This is a genomic window from Lacimicrobium alkaliphilum (genome assembly GCF_002591895.1).
GTDB lineage: Bacteria > Pseudomonadota > Gammaproteobacteria > Enterobacterales > Alteromonadaceae > Lacimicrobium > Lacimicrobium alkaliphilum.
On record NZ_NISX01000016.1, the window covers coordinates 42962 to 65153 of the forward strand.

16 protein-coding genes are annotated in these 22192 nt (G+C 49.9%); 10 read left to right on the top strand and 6 right to left on the bottom strand.

The genetic code is table 11. The features are described 5' to 3' along the window. Nucleotides 1–6: 6 nt before the first annotated feature. Complete coding sequence (locus CDA54_RS14735; RefSeq protein ID WP_099035796.1) at nt 7–1524, bottom strand: carotenoid oxygenase family protein; 1518 nt, start codon at nt 1522–1524, stop codon at nt 7–9. A 6-nt stretch (nt 1525–1530) separates the two neighbouring features. Further along, nucleotides 1531–2490, bottom strand: coding sequence for an NAD(P)H-dependent flavin oxidoreductase (locus tag CDA54_RS14740; RefSeq protein ID WP_099035797.1), 960 nt, complete (start codon nt 2488–2490; stop codon nt 1531–1533). Nucleotides 2491–2790: 300 nt separating this feature from the next. Here CDA54_RS14740 and paaN point away from each other — a divergent pair, with 300 nt between their 5' ends. The 10 genes from paaN to CDA54_RS14790 are packed head-to-tail and all read left to right on the top strand — an operon-like array spanning nt 2791 to nt 13879. Next, a complete protein-coding gene (paaN, locus tag CDA54_RS14745) occupies nt 2791–4482 on the top strand; it encodes a phenylacetic acid degradation protein PaaN (RefSeq protein ID WP_229748089.1) in 1692 nt (563 codons plus the stop codon). Then, nucleotides 4479–5726: a thiolase family protein gene (locus tag CDA54_RS14750; protein ID WP_099035799.1), complete on the top strand. Its 1248-nt coding sequence runs from the start codon at nt 4479–4481 to the stop codon at nt 5724–5726. Before paaN ends, CDA54_RS14750 begins: the two co-directional genes overlap by 4 nt. Then, the gene (locus CDA54_RS14755; RefSeq protein ID WP_099035800.1) at nt 5720–7261 is read left to right on the top strand and encodes a class I adenylate-forming enzyme family protein; all 1542 of its coding nucleotides are present in this window, start codon (nt 5720–5722) and stop codon (nt 7259–7261) included. Before CDA54_RS14750 ends, CDA54_RS14755 begins: the two co-directional genes overlap by 7 nt. Beyond that, complete coding sequence (locus CDA54_RS14760) at nt 7254–7703, top strand: PaaI family thioesterase (RefSeq protein ID WP_099035801.1); 450 nt, start codon at nt 7254–7256, stop codon at nt 7701–7703. Before CDA54_RS14755 ends, CDA54_RS14760 begins: the two co-directional genes overlap by 8 nt. 27 nt (nt 7704–7730) lie before the next feature. After that, nucleotides 7731–8957: an acetyl-CoA acetyltransferase gene (locus CDA54_RS14765; RefSeq protein ID WP_099035802.1), complete on the top strand. Its 1227-nt coding sequence runs from the start codon at nt 7731–7733 to the stop codon at nt 8955–8957. Nucleotide 8958: 1 nt separating this feature from the next. After that, the gene (locus CDA54_RS14770) at nt 8959–10161 is read left to right on the top strand and encodes an acetyl-CoA C-acyltransferase (RefSeq protein ID WP_099035803.1); all 1203 of its coding nucleotides are present in this window, start codon (nt 8959–8961) and stop codon (nt 10159–10161) included. Nucleotides 10162–10169: 8 nt separating this feature from the next. Then, nucleotides 10170–10841, top strand: coding sequence for a histidine phosphatase family protein (locus tag CDA54_RS14775; protein WP_099035804.1), 672 nt, complete (start codon nt 10170–10172; stop codon nt 10839–10841). Between the two features lie 13 nt (nt 10842–10854). Then, nucleotides 10855–12087, top strand: a complete 1233-nt coding sequence (locus tag CDA54_RS14780) for an acyl-CoA dehydrogenase family protein (protein WP_099035805.1) — start codon at nt 10855–10857, stop codon at nt 12085–12087. After that, nucleotides 12084–13106: a phosphotransferase family protein gene (locus CDA54_RS14785; protein WP_099035806.1), complete on the top strand. Its 1023-nt coding sequence runs from the start codon at nt 12084–12086 to the stop codon at nt 13104–13106. Before CDA54_RS14780 ends, CDA54_RS14785 begins: the two co-directional genes overlap by 4 nt. Then, nucleotides 13103–13879, top strand: a complete 777-nt coding sequence (locus tag CDA54_RS14790) for an SDR family NAD(P)-dependent oxidoreductase (protein WP_099035807.1) — start codon at nt 13103–13105, stop codon at nt 13877–13879. The genes CDA54_RS14785 and CDA54_RS14790 overlap by 4 nt, the downstream gene beginning before the upstream one ends. A 48-nt stretch (nt 13880–13927) precedes the next feature. On the opposite strand, the gene CDA54_RS14795 is transcribed toward CDA54_RS14790, so the two are convergent. From CDA54_RS14795 to CDA54_RS14815, 4 genes are all read right to left on the bottom strand, one after another. Continuing rightward, nucleotides 13928–14866: a winged helix-turn-helix transcriptional regulator gene (locus CDA54_RS14795; RefSeq protein ID WP_099035808.1), complete on the bottom strand. Its 939-nt coding sequence runs from the start codon at nt 14864–14866 to the stop codon at nt 13928–13930. 546 nt (nt 14867–15412) lie between these two features. Further along, on the bottom strand, nt 15413–17764 hold the full coding sequence (locus CDA54_RS14800; RefSeq protein ID WP_099035809.1) for a TonB-dependent receptor: 2352 nt from the start codon (nt 17762–17764) through the stop codon (nt 15413–15415). A 977-nt stretch (nt 17765–18741) separates the two neighbouring features. Beyond that, on the bottom strand, nt 18742–20310 hold the full coding sequence (locus tag CDA54_RS14810) for an AMP-binding protein (RefSeq protein ID WP_099035811.1): 1569 nt from the start codon (nt 20308–20310) through the stop codon (nt 18742–18744). A 70-nt stretch (nt 20311–20380) separates the two neighbouring features. Continuing rightward, nucleotides 20381–22174 (bottom strand): acyl-CoA dehydrogenase C-terminal domain-containing protein, encoded by a 1794-nt coding sequence (locus CDA54_RS14815; RefSeq protein ID WP_099035812.1) that lies wholly within the window; start codon nt 22172–22174, stop codon nt 20381–20383. Nucleotides 22175–22192: the final 18 nt, after the last annotated feature.

Genomic DNA, 22192 nt, shown 5'->3' on the forward strand with positions numbered 1-22192 from the left:
CCCTTATCAGAGATTGAGATCTTCACCACGCGCCCAGTTGGCATGAAAACCATACGGTACACGGTGAGGGAGTTTTATTTTACAAACAGGACCCTGGGTGATGTCTTTGGCATCGAAAATCAGGCAGTAAGATGTCCAGTCATTGGTGTCAGTGACAAAATTGACCAGATAACCATCGTCTTCGGCATCGGCCCGTGTGGCTGAGCGTTTCGGACAAAACGGTGTTTCGCTGCCAAATACGCCAGAACCGTAGTCGTAGCGGTCATACTGACCTGTTTCGATGTCATATTTGAGCAATGCGCCGAAGGCCAGTGTGCCAACATCATCCTTATCCCGTTGCATGATGTACTGGTTGTAACTGAAACGACTTTTATAGCCAAGAAAGAGCGGATTAGAACAACAGAATTCGGAATTCAGTGTATCCAGGTCCCCTTCAATAACTTCGCCTGTTTTAAGGTTGAACTTCCAGAAGTACATATTGGCTTCTAAGCGCATGTAAGCCAGCATATGTGAGAGGTTGCCTTCTGAAGGATCTGCTTCAGGCATAGGGTTGGTTGAGCGACAGCCAATCTGAACAACCCAGTCGCCTTCCTCCCAACAATTTACCGTGTGCAGAATATAACAAGGTTCACACTCGAACCATTTTACCTCGCTGCCTTTGCCATACCTGGGTTGCACGCCGAACCGGGTCGGCACGTCAGTATGAAACGTCATGACCCGTTTTTTGGTTTTCTTAAGCAACTCAATATCATGGTAAAACGGGCAATCATGCAGAATCACATGGTTAGGTGTGACACCGATATCATGGGGCAACCTCGGGCCGGGTAAAACAATATCCTGCTGATGAATGACATTACCGTTCTTGTCTGCAATGCCATAACTCATGTAGGGGTATTCATCGAAATAGTCAAAGAAGATGAGCTCATCTTTTTCCCAGTCGACTTTAGAATGTGCCGACAGCGCTCGCTTCAACTGGCCATTTAAGTCTTCCCGGCCAACGGTTTCCAGCGTTTTGCTATCCAGTTTGTAGGGGGTGCCGGCATTATACCAAAGTGACATGATGTGGTCGTTAAAGTACATGACATCAGTATTGGATGTATCTTTGATCGGAAATCCCGGCAGACTGAAGTCAAAAGGCCCCATAACACCAGGCCAGATAGCGGCACCAGCCTGTTGTTCTTTCAAAAAGGCTTCGGTTTTTATCCAGCGATTGCAGTAACGGGCTTTGCCTTGCTTAAAATACATGGCATATAACATGCCGTCACCGTCAAAAGGATGGTAATTGAAACGGGGTTTATGAACCGGGTTAGAGCCGTTGCGCAAATAGGCACCATAAAGGTCTTCAGGAATGGCACCACTGACAATTTCTAACTCATCCGTGTCGGTTTCAATGGTGGTTGGCGCGTAGACACCATGCAAATAGGGATTATCAATGTCTTTTGTCCATTCGGGAGCATCCGGTGGTACGCGCCCATCGCGGGAAAACCGTATTGTATTGCGTTCGGTAATTTCTAGTTTAGTCATGGTCTGTTACTCCCTGCCTGAGGACTGAAGAATCTGTGTCAGGTTGTCAGTAGCACTGGCATATTCCTGAGTGAGTGTGTCGACAATGCTGGAAACATCAGAGACTGATTGTGATGCGGATACACCTTGTCCTGCCGCCCAGATGTCTTTCCAGCGTTTGTTATCAGCACCATTGCTGGCGAAGTCGATGTTGCCTTTTTGTGTCATGTTGTCGGGATCCATTCCGGCGTTGATCAGTGATTGGCGCAACCAGTTGGCCTTAACACCGGTGATAGCGTCAGAGGTCACAATATCGTCCGAGGTTGCATCAACGATCATTTGCTTATATTCATCCACGCACAGTGCTTCTTCGGTTGGAATAAAGCGGGTCCCCAGATAAGCCACGTCGGCGCCAATGGCCTGAGCGGCAAGTACATTCTGGCCGGTACTGATGCCTCCACCCAGAACAATGATACCGTCCCACCACTGGCGTACTTCATTGACAAATACAAACGGAGACAGATATCCGGTATGCCCGCCTGCGCCGGCTGATATCAGCACCAGCCCATCCACTCCAGCCGATGCCGCTTTTTTTGCATAGGTAGTGTTGACAACGTCTGCCAGCACAATGCCGCCATAGTCGTGGATCGCTTCAACCACATTCTTGGGGCTGCCTAAGGCGGTGATAACAATGGGCGGCTTATACTTGAGAATAACCTGCAGATCCGCTTCAAGACGTGGGTAGGAAGGATGCACAATCAGGTTAACGGCCCATGGCGCAGGATTGTCAGCCGCGCGCAATTGTTCCGTAATTGTGGCCATCCACTCATCCAGTATCTCGGGTGTGCGGGCATTAGGGGTAGGGAAGCTTCCCACCACACCGGCTTTACAGGCATTGATTACCATCTCGGGGCCGGAAATCAGAAACATTGGCGCCTGGATAGCCGGTATTTTTAACCGCGAAAGCAGCTTTTTTGCGTGAGTCATAACACCTTCTCTTATTGATTTAGTGCACAGCAATCCGGACAGGAACAGTTTGCGCACAATTTGTTTACATTTATGATTCAATAGAAAGACCTATAATGCAAGTAATAGTTTTATAAAGCCTTGCAAAGGAGTGTGTAAGCGGTATGTGGGATCGCGAAGGTACAATGCCGGAGCCAGAAAGTCGCACTGATAACTGTGAGCAAAATGTAAATATAAGGATAAATGAAAGTCTTGCGCTGCAAGTTAGCCCCTGATATTGTGAATGTAACTTTCAATATAGTACCTACTGTGGAGTGGAATGTGTCAAAGACAACTAACCTGGATTGGTTTACAACACATCGATCAACGCTGAACAAAGCCATTGATGCCTGTAACAATCGATATGCCTGGACGGCATATATCGAATCTCCTAGCAGCAAAATCCACGGTAAAGAGCCTCCTGCACAAGGTAAGGCGCGTTTCGAAGCGATGCTCAACAGGGACTTTTCCCTGACCATGCCAGGCGAGATTGGCAGAGTCGGTGAAGAGGTATCTCCCTATACCAGAGAGCCACTGGGGATAAGCTACCCGCAGATCGATGTGCAGGCCCTTTATCAGGCTATGGGCAAAGGCAAAGAAGCCTGGGCCGATGCGCCTCTGGATATCCGTTTTGGGGTTTGCCTTGAGATCTTGCACCGTTGTTCTCAACAACTATTTGAAAATGCACATGCAACGATGCATACCTCAGGGCAGAGCTTTATCATGGCATTTGCCGGCAGTGGCGCTAATGCCCTGGACAGAGGACTGGAAGCGCTGGCGTATGCCTACAAAGCAATGCAGGACGTTCCTGCCAGCGCCACATGGCAGAGGCGTTTTGGCTCTGAACCCGAGGTATGCCTGGAAAAACAATATAAGCCGATGCCGGTTGGCATAGGGGCGGTAATCTGTTGTGCAACCTTTCCTTTGTGGAATGGTTATCCGGCGTTAATGGCAAGCCTGGCAACAGGTAATCCTGTAGTGATGAAAGCACATCCCAATGCCACCCTGCCGGTGGCGATGTTGGTAAAAACCTGCAGAGAAGTGCTGACAGAAGCAGGGTTTGATCCGAATCTGGTAACGCTGGCAGCAGATACGCGCAAAGAGCCAGTGGCCAAAGCATTATTAGCCCATGATGATACTGCAATCGTTGATTTCACCGGTAGCCCCACCTTTGGTCACTGGATTGAGCAGCATTGTGCTCACCTGCAGGTTTACACTGAAACCGCAGGTTGTAATTCTGTGGTTATTGAATCAACGCACAATTTGTCGGCCATGGCTACGGCCATCGCACAGTCTTTGTGTCAGGCGTCGGCACAGATGTGCACCAGTGTGCAGAATATTCATATTCCGGCATCCGGTATTGTCGCTGAAGGCCGCCAGATAAGTTTTGATGAAGTGGCCGGGGCAATCGTTGAGGCTGTCAATCAGTTGCTGGCCAAGCCTGAGCAGGCGGCTTTTCTATGTGGCACGCTGGTTAACGATGACATTTCCGCTACCATTGCCCGATTGCGTGAAGAAGGCGCTAAGGCGGGTCGTGTGCTGCGCGATTCCACGCCTTATTCACATCCGGAGTTTAGTCAGGCCCGTACTGCCACGCCCCTTATTCTTGAAGTCAGTCAGCAGGATAAAGCGCTGTATTCTCAGGAACTCTTCGGGCCAATATCTTTTATTATCAAAGGTCGCAGTAGCGAGGATTGCCTTGATGCTGCCAGTGCTGATGCGGCGCAATATGGTGCTATTACGTCTCATGTTTATTCCACGGATGATGATTTTATCCAGCGCGCGCAGAAGAGCTTTAATCGCTCTGGTGCCTCCCTGGCCTGCAATCTGATCAACATGCCGATTAATTTTGCCGCAGCCTACAGTGACTTTCATGTTACCGGCCTGAATCCTGCTGGCACCGCCTGTCTGACGGATCTTGCGTTTGTCACCCGCCGGTTCCGCATTGTCCAGAACAAGGTCATGCAGGCATGACAGGTGTGGCCATTATTGGTACTGGCATGACCGCACTGGGTAAATTCCCGGATTGTTCAGTGAAATCACTAACAGAACAGGCCGTCAACAGCGCCTTAAAAGATGCCGGCTTAGATATCAGGTCTGTTCAGGCAGCCTGGTTTTCCAATTCCAGGCAAGGGCTGTTTGAAGGTCAGAATGGTATTCGCGGGCAGTGTGCACTGAGACCTTTAGGGCTTGGGCCTGTTCCGGTTACCAATGTGGAAAACGCCTGTGCCTCGGGTTCTACTGCGCTGTTTAATGCGGTCTCGCATATTGCTGCGGGATTCTGTGATATTGCGTTGGTGGTGGGGGCCGAGAAAATGTACTTCCCTGAGGATCGCGACATGATGTTCAGGGCGTTTCTGGGCGGTACCGATATTCACCGGCTTGATGAATTCGACAACAAGGTGAGTGGCTGGGCGAGCGATCTGGTTCCCACCCAGTTCAGGGATCAATCTGAGGTTCAGCGAAGCTTCTTTATGGACAGCTATGCCGGTCAGGCAAGGCTGCACATGCAGGCGTTTGGCACCACATGCCGTCAACTGGCAGCAGTAGCCGCAAAAAACCACTGGCATTCCACTATGAATCCACTGGCACAGTATCAGCAGGATATGAGTGTCGAAGAGGTTCTGTCCAGCCGGGTCATCAGCTGGCCACTGACGCTGCCAATGTGTGCACCTGTTTCAGATGGGGCCGCAGCGATGGTGATCTGCTCGGAAAAGATGGCTAAGTCTCTTTATCCCAGCAGCGCCATCGGCATCCGCGGAATCAGCCTGATGACCGGGCTGTCACGGGCGGACTCCGATTTCAGTCAGCATATAGGCCGGCTTGCAGCCCTGGATGTGTATGAGAAAGCCGCAATCGGACCTGAGGATATTGATGTGGCCGAAGTACATGATGCAACTGCTTACTCGGAAATACAGCAGATTGAAAACCTGGGACTTTGTCCAATCGGTGAAGGTGGCGCCTTTAGTGAAGCAGGGCACACCCGGCTTGGCGGCAATATTCCTGTCAACACATCAGGTGGGCTGATCTCTAAAGGCCATCCGGTGGGCGCCACAGGGCTTATGCAACTGCATGAACTGGTGACGCAATTGCGACAACAGGCGGGAAATAGGCAGGTGGAACATGCCCGAATCGGCGTGGCAGAAAATGGCGGGGGCTTTTACGAAAATGAGGAAGCCACAACTGTGGTGACCGTACTGGAGAAATACTCATGTTAGCTGACTCGCCAAGATTGCCTTTGCCGATTGATTATCTCTATAAAGGCTTGGCTATAGATGCTGATGCACCGGCGGCCACTGATCGTTGGCAAACGGTGAGCTACCGGGAACTGGTATATCGCGTGGAGGCGCTGGCGACGGCGCTGACACAGCGGTATTCAAAAGGTACCCGTATTGCACTGTGTGCAGAGAATCATATTGATCATCTGACCGCGTATCTGGCTATTCTGGCCTCAGGTGCTGTGTGGATACCTATCAATCCCAAAAACGGGGCACAGTTAAATCAGCAGTTATTGCAGCAGTCCTGCCCGGCCTTAGTCATATCAGATAACGTAAGTCGTGCAACGCTGCCAAAAGACACTGCGATCCCCATCATGTCAGTCTCCGATGCCGATAATACTGATGACTGCGTACGCACACTGATTGAAAAACATTACAAAATGCCCTTTACAGCAGTAAGGCCTGATCCTCAGGACATTATGGCAATTAAGTTTACCGGCGGTACTACCGGCACTCCCAAAGGGGTTATGCAAACGCACCATAATGTGTCAGCGGTCGTTGCGTCCCTGCAACAGCTTTATGATTTTAATCAACAGGATTGCAATCTCGCCGTCGCACCGCTTACCCACGGTGGTTCACATTATATTTTGCCTGTTCTGGCTACCGGGGGCCGTCATATTCTGCTTGATAAACCCGACGTCAGCAGCATCCTGGCCGCCTTTGAAGCCTCTGTGAGTATTTGTTTTATGCCGCCGACGCTGATTTACAAACTCCTTGATACTCCGGGAGTCAGCAAGGCGAGTTTTCCCTATCTGCGCCATTTGACCTATGGCGCGGCACCGATGCCGGTATCCCGTATTCGCCAGGTCAGGGCTGTGATCGGAGAACGGCTCTCGACCTTGTATGGTCAGACAGAAGCGCCGATGACGATTACCGCACTGAGCTGTGAAGATATGTCAGATCCCGATTTACAACTGTCGGTGGGAAAACCTTGTCGCTTTAGTCAGGTCGCCATTATTTCCGCAGACAATACGCTGCTTGGTCCTATGGCTGAGGGCGAGATTGCCGTACGCGGAGACATTGTCATGGCTGGATATTACCAGCAGCCTGAAGCCACATTCCAGGCTTTCTGCAAAGACTGGTTGCTCACCGGAGACCTCGGCTATGTGGATGAAAACGGATATTTGTTTATCAAGGGGCGCTCTAAAGAAGTGATTATTTCCGGGGGCTTCAACGTCTATCCGGCTGAAGTTGAAGCGGCTTTGTGTGCGCAGGACAGCATTGTCGAAGCCGCTGTATTCGGGCTTCCCGACCCATACTGGGGAGAGCAGATCGCCGCTGCGGTGGTACTGAGCAAACCGGAAATCACCAATGAAAGTGAACTGAAAGCTCTATTAAAAGAGCTTCTCGGACCGGTGAAAACCCCCAAAGCCATTTATTTTATCGACAAACTTCCCCGCAACCCCGTGGGCAAGGTGGTGCGCCGGGAAGTACAGCAATTAATCTCTCAAAAATACGAGCAACCACATGCGTGAAACTAATCTCAATACGCAATACCAGAACATGTCCGGAATACAGCGCCTGCAACTTTTTGCGCAGGACGGTACACGGGGCGGAATGGATAAAAACCTCGGTTATGGATTCCTCAGCATTCAGCCGGGCGAGGTGCAACTGAGCTATACGCCTAAAGAGCAACACATGAATCTGATTGGTTCACTTCACGGCGGCATTCTCGCATCACTGCTGGATGCGGCGATGGGGTGTTCTGTACTGACGCTACTGGATGATCAGGAGCGTTACACCATGATTGATCTGAACACCAAATTTGTAAAAGCCATCATGGATTTTGACCAGCAGCTTACGGTCATCGGTGAAGTGGACCATGCCGGACGCCGCACCTTTGCTACCAGTGGAAGAATACTGGACAGCCAGGGGCGTCTGATAGCCAAAGCCATGGCAAATGCCATCAGAATCTAGTCATTCTATTCAGCGGAGTAATTTTTCATGTCTAACGTTTATGTACTGGGTGGCTCACAGACTGACTTTGCCATTAATTGGGCGAGGCAAGAGAAAGACATCTATTCGCTGTTCGGGCACAGCCTGAATCAGGCACTTGATGACACGTCCATTGACCCCGCTGATATTGATGTTGCCCACGTCGGAAATTTCATTTCCTGCCTGTTTACCGGTCAGGCTCATCTGGGAGGGTTTTTTGGTCATGTCCATCCAGCGTTAAACAATGTTCCCGGTTCTCGTCATGAGGCTGCCTGTGCATCCGGTTCTATGGCGCTACTGGCGGCAATGCGAGATATCGAGTCGGGCCATTATCAGCTTTCCTGTGTTATGGGGATTGAGCTCATGCGTAACGTTGACGGTGCCACAGGCGCTGAATATCTCGGAGCGGCGGCCTGGCGAGGTAAAGAAACCCAGGGTTGTCAGTATCCCTGGCCGCGGATGTTTGCTGATCTGTTTGAGCAATATCAGCAACGGTACGGTACGGATATCGGTTATCTCAGACGTATCGCGGAAATTAATTTTGCCAACGCTAAACATAACCCAAACGCGCAGACCCGAAACTGGGCATTTAAACCCGAAAGTTTCAGCGCTGATGATCAGGCCAACCCGATTATTGAAACCCCGCTACGCAAACAAGACTGTGGACAGATTACCGATGGCGCTGCCGTTGTGTTTCTGGCCAGTGAGCAATATGCCAGAGAGTACGCTAAGCGCCAGGGTATCGCCTTTGAAAATCTGCCGCGGATAAAAGGGTGGGGGCATCGCTGCGCGCCGATGCTGTTGGAACACAAGCTGCAGCAGAGCAAGGGTTGTGAACTGATTTTTCCTCACGTGCGGGCCACCTTTGCGGATGCCCTCAGTCGTGCCGGATTGGCTGACATACACAGTCTTGATGGTTTGGAAGTGCATGACTGCTTCTCGATGACAGAATACATGCTGATTGACCATTTAGGTCTGACCGCCCCGGGTGAGTCCTGGAAGGCGATAGAAGACGGCACCATTGAAAGAAGCGGCGCGTTACCCATTAACCCCAGTGGCGGTCTGATTGGCCTCGGTCACCCGGTAGGTGCTACAGGCGTGCGCATGATGCTGGATGCGTACAAGCAGGTAAGTGCGACGGCGGCAGACTATCAGATAGATGGGGCGAAAAATTTCGGAATATTTAATCTCGGTGGTAGCACCACCACATGTGCAAGTTTTATTTTAGGAGTCTGATATGACCCAAGCCTATATATTCGATGCCATCAGAACACCCAGAACCAAGGCGCGTGATGAAGGTGAGCTGCATGATTTAACCCCTTATGACCTGCTCAACAGCCTTTACAAGGCGTTGGAACAGCGTACCCGGCTTGATCCTGAACAGGTTGGAGATGTGATCCTGGGCTGTGCTACACAGGCAGGAGAGCAAGCGGCGAATATCGCCAAAACCTCCACGCTTTATGCCGGCTGGCCGGGCCGGGTGCCGGGGATCACTATTAATCGTTATTGCTCCTCAGGTATCGATGCCATAAACATGGCTGCAATGAAGGTCATCTGCGGGATGGATCAGCTTGTTGTAGCCGGTGGCGTCGAGATGATGTCGAGGGTAGCAATGCTATCGGACAATCCGGCTCCGTTTATTGATGCAAAACTGGCGGTCAGAATGGGTATGTTTATGATGGGCAACGGCGCCGATCTGATCGCTTCTTTATATGGCTACAGCCGGGAGGAGGTGGATGCCGTAGCGCTGCTGAGTCAGCAACGAGCGGCCTGTGCCAGAAAACACGGATATTTTAAATCCATTATCCCTGTTACCAACCCAGTAAAGGGCTGTGAAGTAAGTCAGGACCAGCTTATCCGGGAATCCACCAGTGCAGAATCGCTGGCGAAAATGTCTGCCGCCTTCGCTGAGCTGGGTGCCAAAGGGGTTGACCAGCTTATGCTTAAGGATTTCACGCAGCTACAGGAAATTTCACATGTACACACAGCCGCTAACTCACCGGCGATGGCCGACGGTGCGGCAATTCTGCTGATCGGTTCACAGGCTGCAGCAGAACGTCTGAGTCAGGCGCCCCGGGCGAGAATTGTCGCCATGAAGAATGTCAATGATGACACCCGAATGGTGGTCGGTGGCTGTGTTGCGGCTACCCAGGCATTAATGTCAGAGCAGGGGCTGACAAGCAATGATATCGACTTGTTTGAGATCCATGAGGCCTTTGGTGCAACGATACTGCGCTGTAAGCAAGAGCTGGGTATTGATGACAGCAAGCTCAATGTTAATGGCGGTTGTATTGCCCTTGGCCATCCTCTGGGGGCCACGGGTGCGATGATGGCTGGAACCTTGCTGGATGAACTGGAGAGGCGCAACCTTAAAACCGGTATTGTTGCGGCGAGCGGAGCCGCTGGCACGGGAACCGCACTGATGATAGAACGGGTTTAGGTTGCCACATGTCTGTTATTACCCTGGTTCGTCATGGGCAAGCCTCATTTGGCTGTAAGAATTACGATCAGCTCAGTGCCCTGGGCAAACAACAATCTGTCTGGCTTGGTGAACACTGGCAGCAGCTGGACCGTCGGTTCGATCATGTGATTACCGGCAATATGCACCGCCACCATCAGACCGCCAGCGGCATCTTACAGGGGCTGGCTGATGATGCGCTGCCCGAACCTCTCGAAGGCCTGAATGAATACAATTTTGAAGGCCTGCTGACGCCCTTAAAACAGCAACACCCTGGCGATTGGATTGACACAGGACGGCCACGCAAAGATTACTATTACAACATGAAACACGCCCTTGATTACTGGGCCAGAGGAACGATTGAGGATGACGGTACGGACAGCTGGTCGAGCTTCAATCAACGGGTGACGGACAGCTTTCACCGGATTTGTGACGGCGAGCACAAGAAACCGCTTATTGTCAGCTCTGGCGGTGTCATCGCAACCATCATTTCGGCGCTTCTCGGCCTCAGGCCAGCGCAGGCCATAGAGCTGTCTCTGCAAATTAAAAACACCGCAGTGAGTACGTTTTTGTATAACGGCAAGGATTTCTCGCTGACCAGTTTCAATGATCTCAGTCACTTACTCAGTCCAGACAAGCAATCCCATATTACCTATTCCTGAAAGGCCAATGATAATGAACAATTTCAGTGACAAGTCCCTCTCTTTGCAGGCCAGACTGCAACGTTTTATGGAGCAGTACATCTATCCAAATGAGCAGCTGCACGCGCATCAACTGGCGAGCGCAGAGAATCGTTTCGGTGTCTTGCCCATAGTTAAAGAGCTTAAAGCAAAAGCCAGAGCAGCAGGACTCTGGAACCTGTTTATCCCCGAGAAACATGCCGGCTACAGTGATGTGGGAGGGCTGAGTAACTATGATTATGCGCCTCTGGTAGAAATTATGGGGCGCGTAACCTGGGCTTCTGAGGTTTTCAATTGCAATGCACCTGATACCGGCAATATGGAAGTGCTGATGAAGTATGGTAATGAAGACCAGAAACGGCGTTGGCTGACACCTCTGTTAGAAGGCGAAATTCGCTCTTCCTATGCCATGACCGAGCCTCAGGTTGCCTCCAGTGATGCCACCAACATTGAGCTGAGTATAAAAACCGAACAGGATCATCTGGTTTTAAATGGGCGTAAATGGTTTATCACCGGTGCCATGTATGAGTTAACCAAGCTGTTTATCGTCATGGGCAAGAGTGCCCCTGATCATCCCGACATCCATCAACAGCAAACCCAGGTATTGGTACCCAAAGACACGCCGGGCGTTCGCATTGTCAGGCCGCTGTCGACGCTGGGCTATGACGATGCGCCCATTGGCCATGCGGAGCTGCTTTTTGAAGATGTCAGAGTGCCGCTGGAGAATATTCTCCTGGGTGAGGGCAGAGGGTTTGAAATTGCTCAGGGCAGGCTGGGGCCGGGGCGAATCCATCATTGTATGCGCCTGATTGGTCTGGCCCAAAGAGCTCTGGAACAAAGTTGTCAGCGAGCAACCCAGCGCACGACCTTTGGTATTCAGTTCAGTCACAACCAGTCTGTAAGGGAAGACATTGCAAAATCCTTTGCAGAAATTCAGATGATGCGCCAACTGGTGCTGCAATGCAGTGCCAGAATGGATGAAGTCGGGCCTCAGGCAGCCCGGGACCTGATCGCAGCATGCAAGATCAGTGTTCCGCTGATGACACAGACCATTCTTGATCGCTGCATGCAACTGCATGGTGCAGGCGGGTTAACCGCAGACTACTTTATGGCCGAAGCCTTTAATTATGCACGCTGGTGTCGCCAGGCAGACGGCCCGGATCAGGTGCATCAGATGGCGTTGGGCAAGCAGGTTATCAAGGCTTACAGTCAGGCAGGTGAGCAATGAGTGACATTAATCTTTCATCACTTTCCACATACCTGTGTAGTCATGTGGAAGGTTTCGGGAGGCTGTTATCGGTACAAAAGTTTGCTGGCGGGCAGTCTAACCCAACCTATCTCGTTGATACGGACAAACAACAGTATGTATTGAGACGAAAACCTTTCGGCAAACTTCTCAAGTCGGCCCATGCCATAGACAGAGAGTTCAGGGTTATGCAGGCGCTGCGCAATACCGATGTGCCGGTAGCCAGAGCTGTACATTTCTGTGCAGACGAGAAAATCATTGGCAGCGCATTTTATCTGATGGAATACATTGAAGGCCGGGTGATGTGGGACCCTGCTCTTCCCGACATCGGGCCTGAGCAACGCAGCGAAGTCTATGAGGAAATGCTCAGGGTGATGACAACGCTGCATCGCGTCGATGTGGAAAAGGCAGGCCTGAGTGACTTTGGCCGCCCGGGAAACTACTACCAGCGGCAAATTAACCGTTGGAGTGAGCAATACAAAGCCTCGGCGTCTGAGCCTGACCATCAATTCGAAAAGCTAATGGGCTGGCTGTCGGTGAATATGCCTGAGGATGATGGCCAAATCGCCCTGGTACATGGTGATTTCAGACTCGACAACATGATGTTCGCTACGGATAGTCAGAATGTTCTGGCTTTGATGGACTGGGAGCTCTCTACACTGGGCCATCCCTATGCAGATCTGGCTTACCAATGTATGCAATTGCGCATGCCACATAACTCGGTGATGCCCGGGCTGGGGGGCTTAGACCGGGCCGATTTGCAGATACCTACTGAGCGTGAATATGTTGCCCGGTATTGCGAATTGATGGGTATCGACAGTCTGCCAAACTGGAATTTCTACCTGGCTTTCAGCTTCTTTCGTCTTATTGCGATTTTACTTGGGGTGAAACAACGCGCCATGCAGGGCAGCGCATCCAGCGATAAAGCCATGGAAATGGCAACCCTGATAGAACCTCTGACTGAACTGGCTCTGGAAATATGTAGTGAGGAGAAACCATGAAACATCCTGAATCGTTACTCTCGCTCAAGGGCCAGGTGGCTTTGATAACGGGGGCCTCAAGTGGGCTTGGAGCCCATTTTGCCGAGGTGCTGGCGCAGGCTGGTGCCGCTGTTGTACTGACGGCCAGACGCAAAGAAAAGCTTAATCAGCTGTGCACAAAATTGACGGACTCGGGCTACAAGGCGCTGGCCATTGCGATGGATGTGACGGATGCAGGCAGTATTCAGGCCGCGCTGGAGCAGACCGATGAACTGTTGGGGCCGGTTACGGTGTTGGTTAACAATGCCGGCGTTGCCGATCCAAAACGGTTTCACAAAGTCGATCAGGCCAGTTGGGATTACACCATGAATACCAATCTCAATGGCGCCTGGAACGTGGCGAGCCAGGTGTCTAACCGTATGCTGGAGCTTAAGGTATCGGGTAGCATCGTCAATATTGCATCGATACTGGGTATCCGGGTGGGATTCGGTGACAGTGCCTATGCCATATCAAAAGCAGGGCTCATTCAAATGACAAAAGCGATGGCCCTTGAGCTCGGCAGAAAGGGGATCAGGGTTAACGCTTTATGCCCGGGGTATTTTAAAACAGAGATCAATCAGGGCTATTTCGATTCAGCCAAAGGCCAACAGTACCTGGCCGGTATATTACCGCAGCGTCTGGGTAAGGCCCATGAGCTGGATATTCCACTATTGATGCTGTGCAGTGATGCAGGTTCTTTTATCAATGGTATTGCACTGCCGGTCGATGGCGGCCATTTAGTCGGCTCTCTTTAAGCGGACTGAGTAATCGGGCCATTGCCGCTGGCCAGCCTGTGTTGCCAGCTAATCTAAGTCAAATCTGACTTTGCCGATCTGCGGTTGTTTGCCGCAGACGCCGCAAACCACATCAATTTCCAGATCATGACCACAGCTTTTGTGAACCAACTTATAGGGATGCGCAAGTGGCGGCATAACGTCCAGTACCCACTGACGTAACGTCATGGTCTGTGGATACAAAGACTTTCCCTTCTCAGTCAACAGATATTCCATCCGTGACGGATTAACCTGATATTCCCGACGTGAAAATATTTTCATATCTACCAATATTTTCAGACGATCAGCGAGAATATTGGTGGCGATGCCCAAGTTGTTGAGGAAATCATCGTAGCGGGTCAGGCCGACAAATGACCCCGCCAGTACTAACGTCGTCCACCTGTCACCGATGATATCTACAACATGAGCCAGAGAGGTATCGATATCGCCGGACACTTTTGCCCGCGTCCGTCGCTGGCCGCCCCAACTTTCCGGTAAGCTTTTGGGGTCTGAGGTATCGGCTACATCTGCCACTTTCACGCGTTCAACATCGTCAAAATGCAACGGTTTACGGCAATGACGACATACGCACTGAGGATTAAGCGGGTGAGCGTTTCCCCCCTGGTGTACAAGCATTGTTGGCAATGCGTTATCACCCGGTGCCCATTCAGACTCCCATTGCCATAACATCAATGCCCAGGGGTAAAGTGACAAACCTTTTTCAGTCAGTCGGTATTCGTACCTCGGAGGCCGGTTTTGATACTGTTTTTTGTGCAGGAACCCCTCAGCCATCAGGAATTCGAGCCGGTTGGAGAGTGTTCCACGCATTATTCCGCTGTGGGTTCTGAATTCGTTAAACCGATGTCTGCCAAGGAAAACATCACGCATAATCAGAACAGTCCAGCGATCGCCGAGTAAACTGAGACCTCTGGCCACTGGGTTCGTCGCTATCTTACTAATTACGTTCACGAATTCTTATTCCTTCGTTTTATCTTTGCACCGTTTAGCAAGGGCGTGTTAGTTAACGTTATTATACTTTGACTCAACAACTAGTTTGCCCTGAACGGTCAGAATGGGTTGTCCCGGGCAAAGCCACTTTAGCCGGTCATACCCTTACAACACAATATCTTATCATCTTATGAGAAAGCTTTAGCCGCCAGAAAAAGCTCTTCCACGCATCTTGTCAGCTTACAAAATTTCAGCTCGCACCGGTAAGCTCTTTATTGGTATAGCTAAGAGGAATGAGGGTATAAATTATACCATTTGTATGTCTGTTAGCGTTAAAAAAGCGGCTTACGGGTCATCAGCCCAATCCACAGAACTGGAACGGGTCGTTGGCGAGTTATGGGTTATTGCGCTATTCCAATCTTGAGGGTTGCTGCCAGCGAATCATGCTATGTCGGCGCCGGAAGATAAAAGTCTGACTGTTATGGGTGTGCCTGAGATCCCATATACTACTCCAGGGCTTAGCCATGCCGCCCAAAAGAGGGCGACATGCTAAATACTGCAATAAAGTTAAAAGTTGTATGTCAGCTCAACGGCGACACTTCGTGGGCGCTCGTAAATACCGTAGTACGCTACGCCGGTACCGCCGGTTAATGTGGTTGAAAAGGGCAGCGAGTTTGACAGGGTCATTACTCTCTCGTCAGTAATGTTGTTGGCAATAAGTGCCACCTGCCATCGATCGTCGTAGTCAGCTAATGCTACACGCAGGCCCCACTTAGTGAAACTATCCTGGACGGTATTGGGGTCAAGGGTGACTCCGGCATTGTATTCGTCACTGTATTCCATGTTGACACCGTAAGTGATATAGCCCCAGTCGCTGACGTCCTGTTCATACTGCAACCTGATATTACCGGTAAGCTCTGGCGTGTAAATAGCGCGCTCACCAGAGAGATTACACAAGCCGTCGACGCTTGAACTTGGAACCTGATCAGGTAAAACAAGCGCAGGGGCACATTGTGCAACATCGAAATCGAGATACTCAAAGTCCAGATAGGCTACGGACCCGCTGAGTACCAGAGACTCAGCGAGCAGCCAGCGGCCATCTAATTCTATTCCTTTGATTTCTGCTTCGGCGGCATTTTGCACATTGAAACCGACAATTCCATCAAATTGTGTTACCTGAAGATCATCGTATTGGGTAAAGAAGGCTGCGGCGTTTAATTCAATCACGCCAAAACTGAACTTGCCCCCCAGCTCATAGCTGGTTGCCTGTTCGTCTTCAAATTCAAATGAACCGGGATTGACCGGATGATCAGGGTAACTGTTTGATCTGATATCAAAGCCACCACCTTTACTTCCGCGGGTATAGGATGCGTACAGCATGGTGTCATCGTCAACGGTGTACTGAAGGTTAAGGAGTGGATCAAGCTGAGACTCGTTGCGCTTGCCTTCTAACTCATGAGCATAGATTTTTATCCCGCCCATCATGGTTTCAAAGCCCGCCTGGGGTCCGAAAGCCGGTGAGCCAGGAAATAAAGCGTTTGCAGGAATACCGCTGGTATTCTCGCCCAACAGGTTAAGTATCCGGTGCGCGTTTTTTTCTTCCTTGCTATACCTGGCGCCGGCGGTAAGAGACAGCGCGTCGCTAAGTTGCCAGTTGAACTGTGTAAATGCTGAAAACACCTGTGAATCTTGTGAAAAGTCCCGATCCCAACTGCCGTTAACTACCGGGGCAAACGCCGGACTCGCGGCAAATGTACTGCCAAACAGCACGTTGTCGTAGGTCGTCAGTTCACTATCCTGTAAGTAAATACCCGCGATATAATTGAAATCCTGGTCACTGGGCGAAGCGATTCTGAGCTCCTGACTCCATTGCTTAAATCGCTCTCCCTGATTAGAACCGTTGAATAAATCCAGCCCTGTATAATCCACATCAATAAGTTCATCAGTGTCATATTTCAGGTAAGCGGTGGTAGAGGTGAAGCTATAGTCATTGTAGTCGTACTCCACCTTCACCATGATGTTGTCTACCTGATTGTCGCTCGCCTGGCCGTTGCTTTGGCTTTTGTAGTCTTCTTCTGTTTCTACATAAAGGGGGCCATTGAAAATGGCCGGGTAGCTTCCAACGGGTGAGTGGTTTTCAATCGCCCGGCCGAGCGTATCAAACGTAGAACTCTCTGCTTTTAACAGGATATTCAGGTCGTCATAGTCCCACTCCAGCAAGCCTCTGAGATAAAGCTGCTCGACGTTAGGTTCCATGCGGTCCAGCGTAGTGTTCTCGATCCAGCCATCCATTTCCCGATACGAGGCAACAAATCGCCCTTTCACATTATCAGACAATGGTCCTGAAATGATCCCTATGGTTTTCGTTTCTTCCTGCTCAAACTCATATAACGTGGAAATTGATGCCTCAAAGTAATCGGTCGGGCGGGCTGAGGTTAAACTGATTGCGCCTGCGATGGCGTTCTTACCGAATAATGTAGGCTGTGGCCCGCGTAATACCTCGACGCGTTCTAAATCAACCAGGGGTAACTGAATAAGTTGATCGCGACCGTAGTACACTTCATCAACGTACATGGCAACCGATTGCTCAAAGCCCTTGTTACCGCCAGAAGATATACCCCGGACACCAATCTGATTAGTAATACCCGATTTTGTAATGGTCAGGTTCGGCACTGAGCCCGATACATCTGACAGGGTATTCATATTAGAATTCTTTAAAACATCTCCGGAAATTGCGTTAATCGATATCGGCACATCCTGTAAGCCCTGGGTGCGTTTTTGTGCTGTGACCTCTATCACTTCCAACGCTAACTCTGAATCTGACCCGGTCTCTTCTTGTGCTGTCAGGTTAAAACTATGCCCCAACAGTATTGCTGAGATACAAATGGCAACAGGCGTCTTTTTATAGTTATTTCGCATTGGCTACTCCTAAAGGCTCTGTACTAAGATGTGCGTTCCGATACCACTCAATAGAGTCTAATAACGCAAGTGATTAGACAATATACTCGTGGGTTTTTTAATGCAAGCATTAATGTTAACAATTTGTTTACTCTGCTTTTACGTTCAAAACTCTGTGCGGTTGAGGTGCGAATGGCTCAGTTGCTGACTAACTGAGTTCAGGGGCGCTCCCAAAGCACACAATGCGTGCAGGACTATGCCTGCATAGCGTGCTAACTTTGAGAATGACTGAATTAGGTAAATGGTGCGAGGTGTCATCCGCTGGAAGAATACGTCAGCTGTATCAGAGGACGGCAGGTCGTGTTCATTCGATCTATACTCCTCTGCGATATCGTGAGCCACCACTTCCTGCGATAAGTCTTCATTCAGCGGCTTGCGCTTCGGGTTATAGCAACTGTAGGTGAGGGTTTCCTGTTCTTGCTTTTCAACCCCGGGTTTTAATTTTTAGTGCTTTAAGAGGTAAAGGGAATGACGTTAAAGTTGATAGCCATTTTAATGGTTCTTGCTCCTTCGTTATTGATTTTGCTGATAGTAAAGGTTGCTAAGATAACAGGTGTCTATTTTTTTCTGGCAGTTTTTATACTCAGTTACTTGTTTATGTATCCAGTGGAGTTAATTTACTGCTACTTCGTGGGAGGCTGTGAGCCGCATCATTTGAATGCACTTGGTAAAAAAATATATTACATATTAGTGGTGATCACGACATTAATAGGGCAATTAGTAGTTCAAAAGTATCTAAAAAAGAACAAAGTGTAGTGATTTTTCCGAAAACGCAGTGCTAGCTCAAACAGAATCAACTAAAGGTCAGTTTTTGGCTTGCTACTGACGGTCAGATATAGGTGCCCTCCCATGCAAAAAGTGTCAGAGCCTGTATGAGTCAGAGCACCTGAAATGTGTTAGTCCACTTCAGGTGTTCAATTTATATAGGTGAAGGGGTATTAATCTGTTTTAAGCATGCGTTTTAATATTTTACCCACAGGTGACTTTGGCAGTTCATCAACCACCTTGATGGTTTTGGGGATTTTATATGCCGCCAGATGTTCCCGGCAGTGTTTAAGAATGGCTTCAGTAGTAACTATGTCGTCTTTGAGTACCACAAAGAGTTGCACTGTTTCACCTGAATCCTCAGTTTTTCCACCTGTAACAGCGCACTCCTGCACGCCATTTATGCGGTTAACGACCTGTTCGATCTCGGCTGGATAAACATTAAATCCGGATACAATAATGACATCTTTTATGCGATCAACAATATACACAAAGCCGTCTTCATCTATTCTGGCGATATCTCCAGTGGCCAGCCAGCCATCTTTGAGTGCCGAGTTCGTGGCTTCGGGGTTGTGCCAATACCCCTGCATTATCTGATCGCCTTTGAGATGCAATTCGCCTTTCTCTCCCACCTTAAGCTCCTGCCCAGAGTCTCCGACAATCTTAAGCTTAATACCGCCTATCGGTTTACCTACTGAACCCTCTCGTCGGCATTGTTCACCGCTGTTTAAGATGACGCCGGCCGAGGATTCGGTTAATCCGTAACCCTCATTAATTTCGCAAGCTGTCAGCGCATGCCAACGTTTAGCAATATCAACATCAAGCGCCATACCGCCAGACAAGGTGAATTTTAATGCTGAGAAATCCAGTTTCCGGAATCCCTGGTCCTGACACAGTGCACTGAACAATGTGTTGATACCTACAAAAAGCGTGAATCGGGTGTTTTCTAAGGCGCTGGTAAATGAGTTTATATCTCTGGGATCACTGATCAGAATACTGGTGACACCATAGGCTACACCCAGCACGATATGTGCGACGAACGCGTACACATGGTAAAGCGGTAACGGCGCTACAAATGTCTCATTGCCGGGCTCAAAAATGCCCGTGGCATTCCAGAAACCCCGGGCAGCGCTGATAAGGTTGTGATGGCTCAGTATCGCACCTTTAGACAGTCCTGTAGTACCACCGGTGTATTGCAATAGCGCCATATCGCCCGGCTCAGCCACGACAGGCTGGAAATGACATTGGCTGCCTTGTTCCAGGGCATCATGATAATCCACCGCGCTGATATTCAGACGTTCAAGGGCTGGTGGCAGGTTGTTCAGGTAAACAAGCGTTGAAATGTCCGTCTCACTGAGCAAAGACGAAACCAGTTCAATGGAGGAGCTCAGCAAAATTAGCGCTTTAGCGCCCGAGTCTTTATACAAATGGGCGAGTTCAGTTTTTGTGTACAGCGGGTTGACGTTAACCACCACTAAACCGGCACGCAGCGCACCCCAGGTCAACACAGGATAAGCGATACAATTAGGTAACTGAATGGCGATTCGATCACCTGGCCTGAGATCAGTATTGGTTTGCAGGTAAGCCGCAAACTGCCTCGAACCTTGCTCAAGTTCCAGGTATGTGATGCTTTGTGTTGCGCATTTAAACGCCACTTTATGTTTAAACTCGTTACAGCCTTTATCAAAGATCGCTTGTAGTGTGTCGGTTGCAGATACCGTTGCGCTGTCAGTTGTTTTCATGATTGCCTCAAAGATTATTAACGTCCCGGGTCAAACGTCAGCGATGAAAGAGCATCGCCGACAGTAAGTTTCAGAATTGTTCAGGGGTAATTTCCATTAAACTGGCTGCGCCCGACTGAATGGTTTGCTTCAATGTGGCGGTGCGAGGTAATAGTCGCTGGAAGAAAAAGCGGGCAGTGCTGATTTTACTGAAGTAGAGATCTCTGTCCTCAGCTCCCGTCTCCAGCTTATCCATTGATACCTGCGCCATTCTGGCCCAGAAGTAAGCAAGGATCGTGTAACCGGAGAACATCAGAAAGTCCACCGATGCCGCGCCAATCTCTTCCGGATCTCTGGCGGCAGACTGGCCAATAGATGTAGCTAATTCAAGCCATTGCGTTGTTGTCTCATGCAACGGTTGGGTAAACTCCTGCATTGGCTGGTTAGCTTGCTGAGACTGGCAAAACTCAAAAATAATGTTGCTGAAATTGGTCAGTAATGCACCTTTAGAGCCTAAGACTTTTCTGCCAATAAGATCCAGTGCCTGTATCCCTGTGGTGCCTTCATATAAGGTCGAAATTCGGCTATCCCGTTGATTTTGCTCCATGCCCCATTCTCTTATATAGCCGTGCCCACCGAATATTTGCACGCCATGATGGGCAGCTTCACATCCCAGCTCGGTCATAAAGCCTTTACAGACAGGCGTAAGCAATGCCAGCAACTGCTTAGCTTGTTCCCGTGACGCTTCTGTTTTCGCGTGTTCAGACAGGTCTAATTGCTGGGCTACGTAATAAGCGAACGCACGGAAACCCTCAGCGAAAGACTTAATGGTTAACAGCATGCGACGCACATCAGGATGAACGATAATCGGATCTGCCGGACCATCAGGATTTTTCGCCCCACTGAGAGAGCGCATCGCCAACCTTTCCTGTGCATAGGGAACCGCGCCCTGATAGGCAACTTCTGCATGCACTAACCCCTGTAGTGCCGTAGTCAGACGCGCAGAGTTCATGAATGTGAACATCGCCTGCAGACCCTTATTGGGCTTACCGATGAGGTACCCGGTGGCACCGTCAAAATTCATTACGCAGGTTACAAAGCCATGTATGCCCATTTTGTGCTCTATAGAGCCACAACTTACGTTGTTTTTACCTCCCAGACTCTGGTCGTCATTCACCAGCAATTTGGGAACCACAAAAAGCGAGATCCCGGCGCTGCCCGCAGGAGCGTCAGGTAAACGGGCGAGCACGATGTGAACAATATTTTCTGCCATATCGTGCTCTCCACAGGAAATAAATATCTTGGTTCCCGTTAAGCGATATTCATTGCCACAAACGGGTATCGCTTTGGTTTTAAGCTGGCCCAAATCAGAGCCACAATGGGACTCCGTTAAGCACATTGTTCCTGTCCATTGACCACTGACTAAGTTCGGTAAGAATCTCTCCTTCAGCTCGTTACTGCCATGGTTCAATAAGGTCTTAATCGCCCCTTCTCTTAACCCCGGATAACCTGACCATGCCGGGCAGCTACTGCTGATAAGTTCAGTCAGTACAATATTCATGGACTCGGGCAGACCTTGTCCGCCGTATGACTCCGGCATCGCCAAAGCAGGCCAGCCACCTTCACAATATTGCTGGTAGGCTTGTTTATATCCCGGAGGTGTGGTGACGCCCTCTGCACTCCAGACACAACCGGCTTGATCGCCGACGGCATTCAGTGGCGAAATCACATTTTCTGAGAACTTTGCTGCTTCTTCGATGATCGCGGTCTGAACCTCATCGTCGACTTCGGTAACGCTATCCAGTTGTTTGTAATGCTCTGAAAAGCCGAGTAAATCGTCCATGACAAATCGTATATCCCGAAGCGGGGCTTTGTAGGCGGGCATGTTTTTATCTCCGTTACA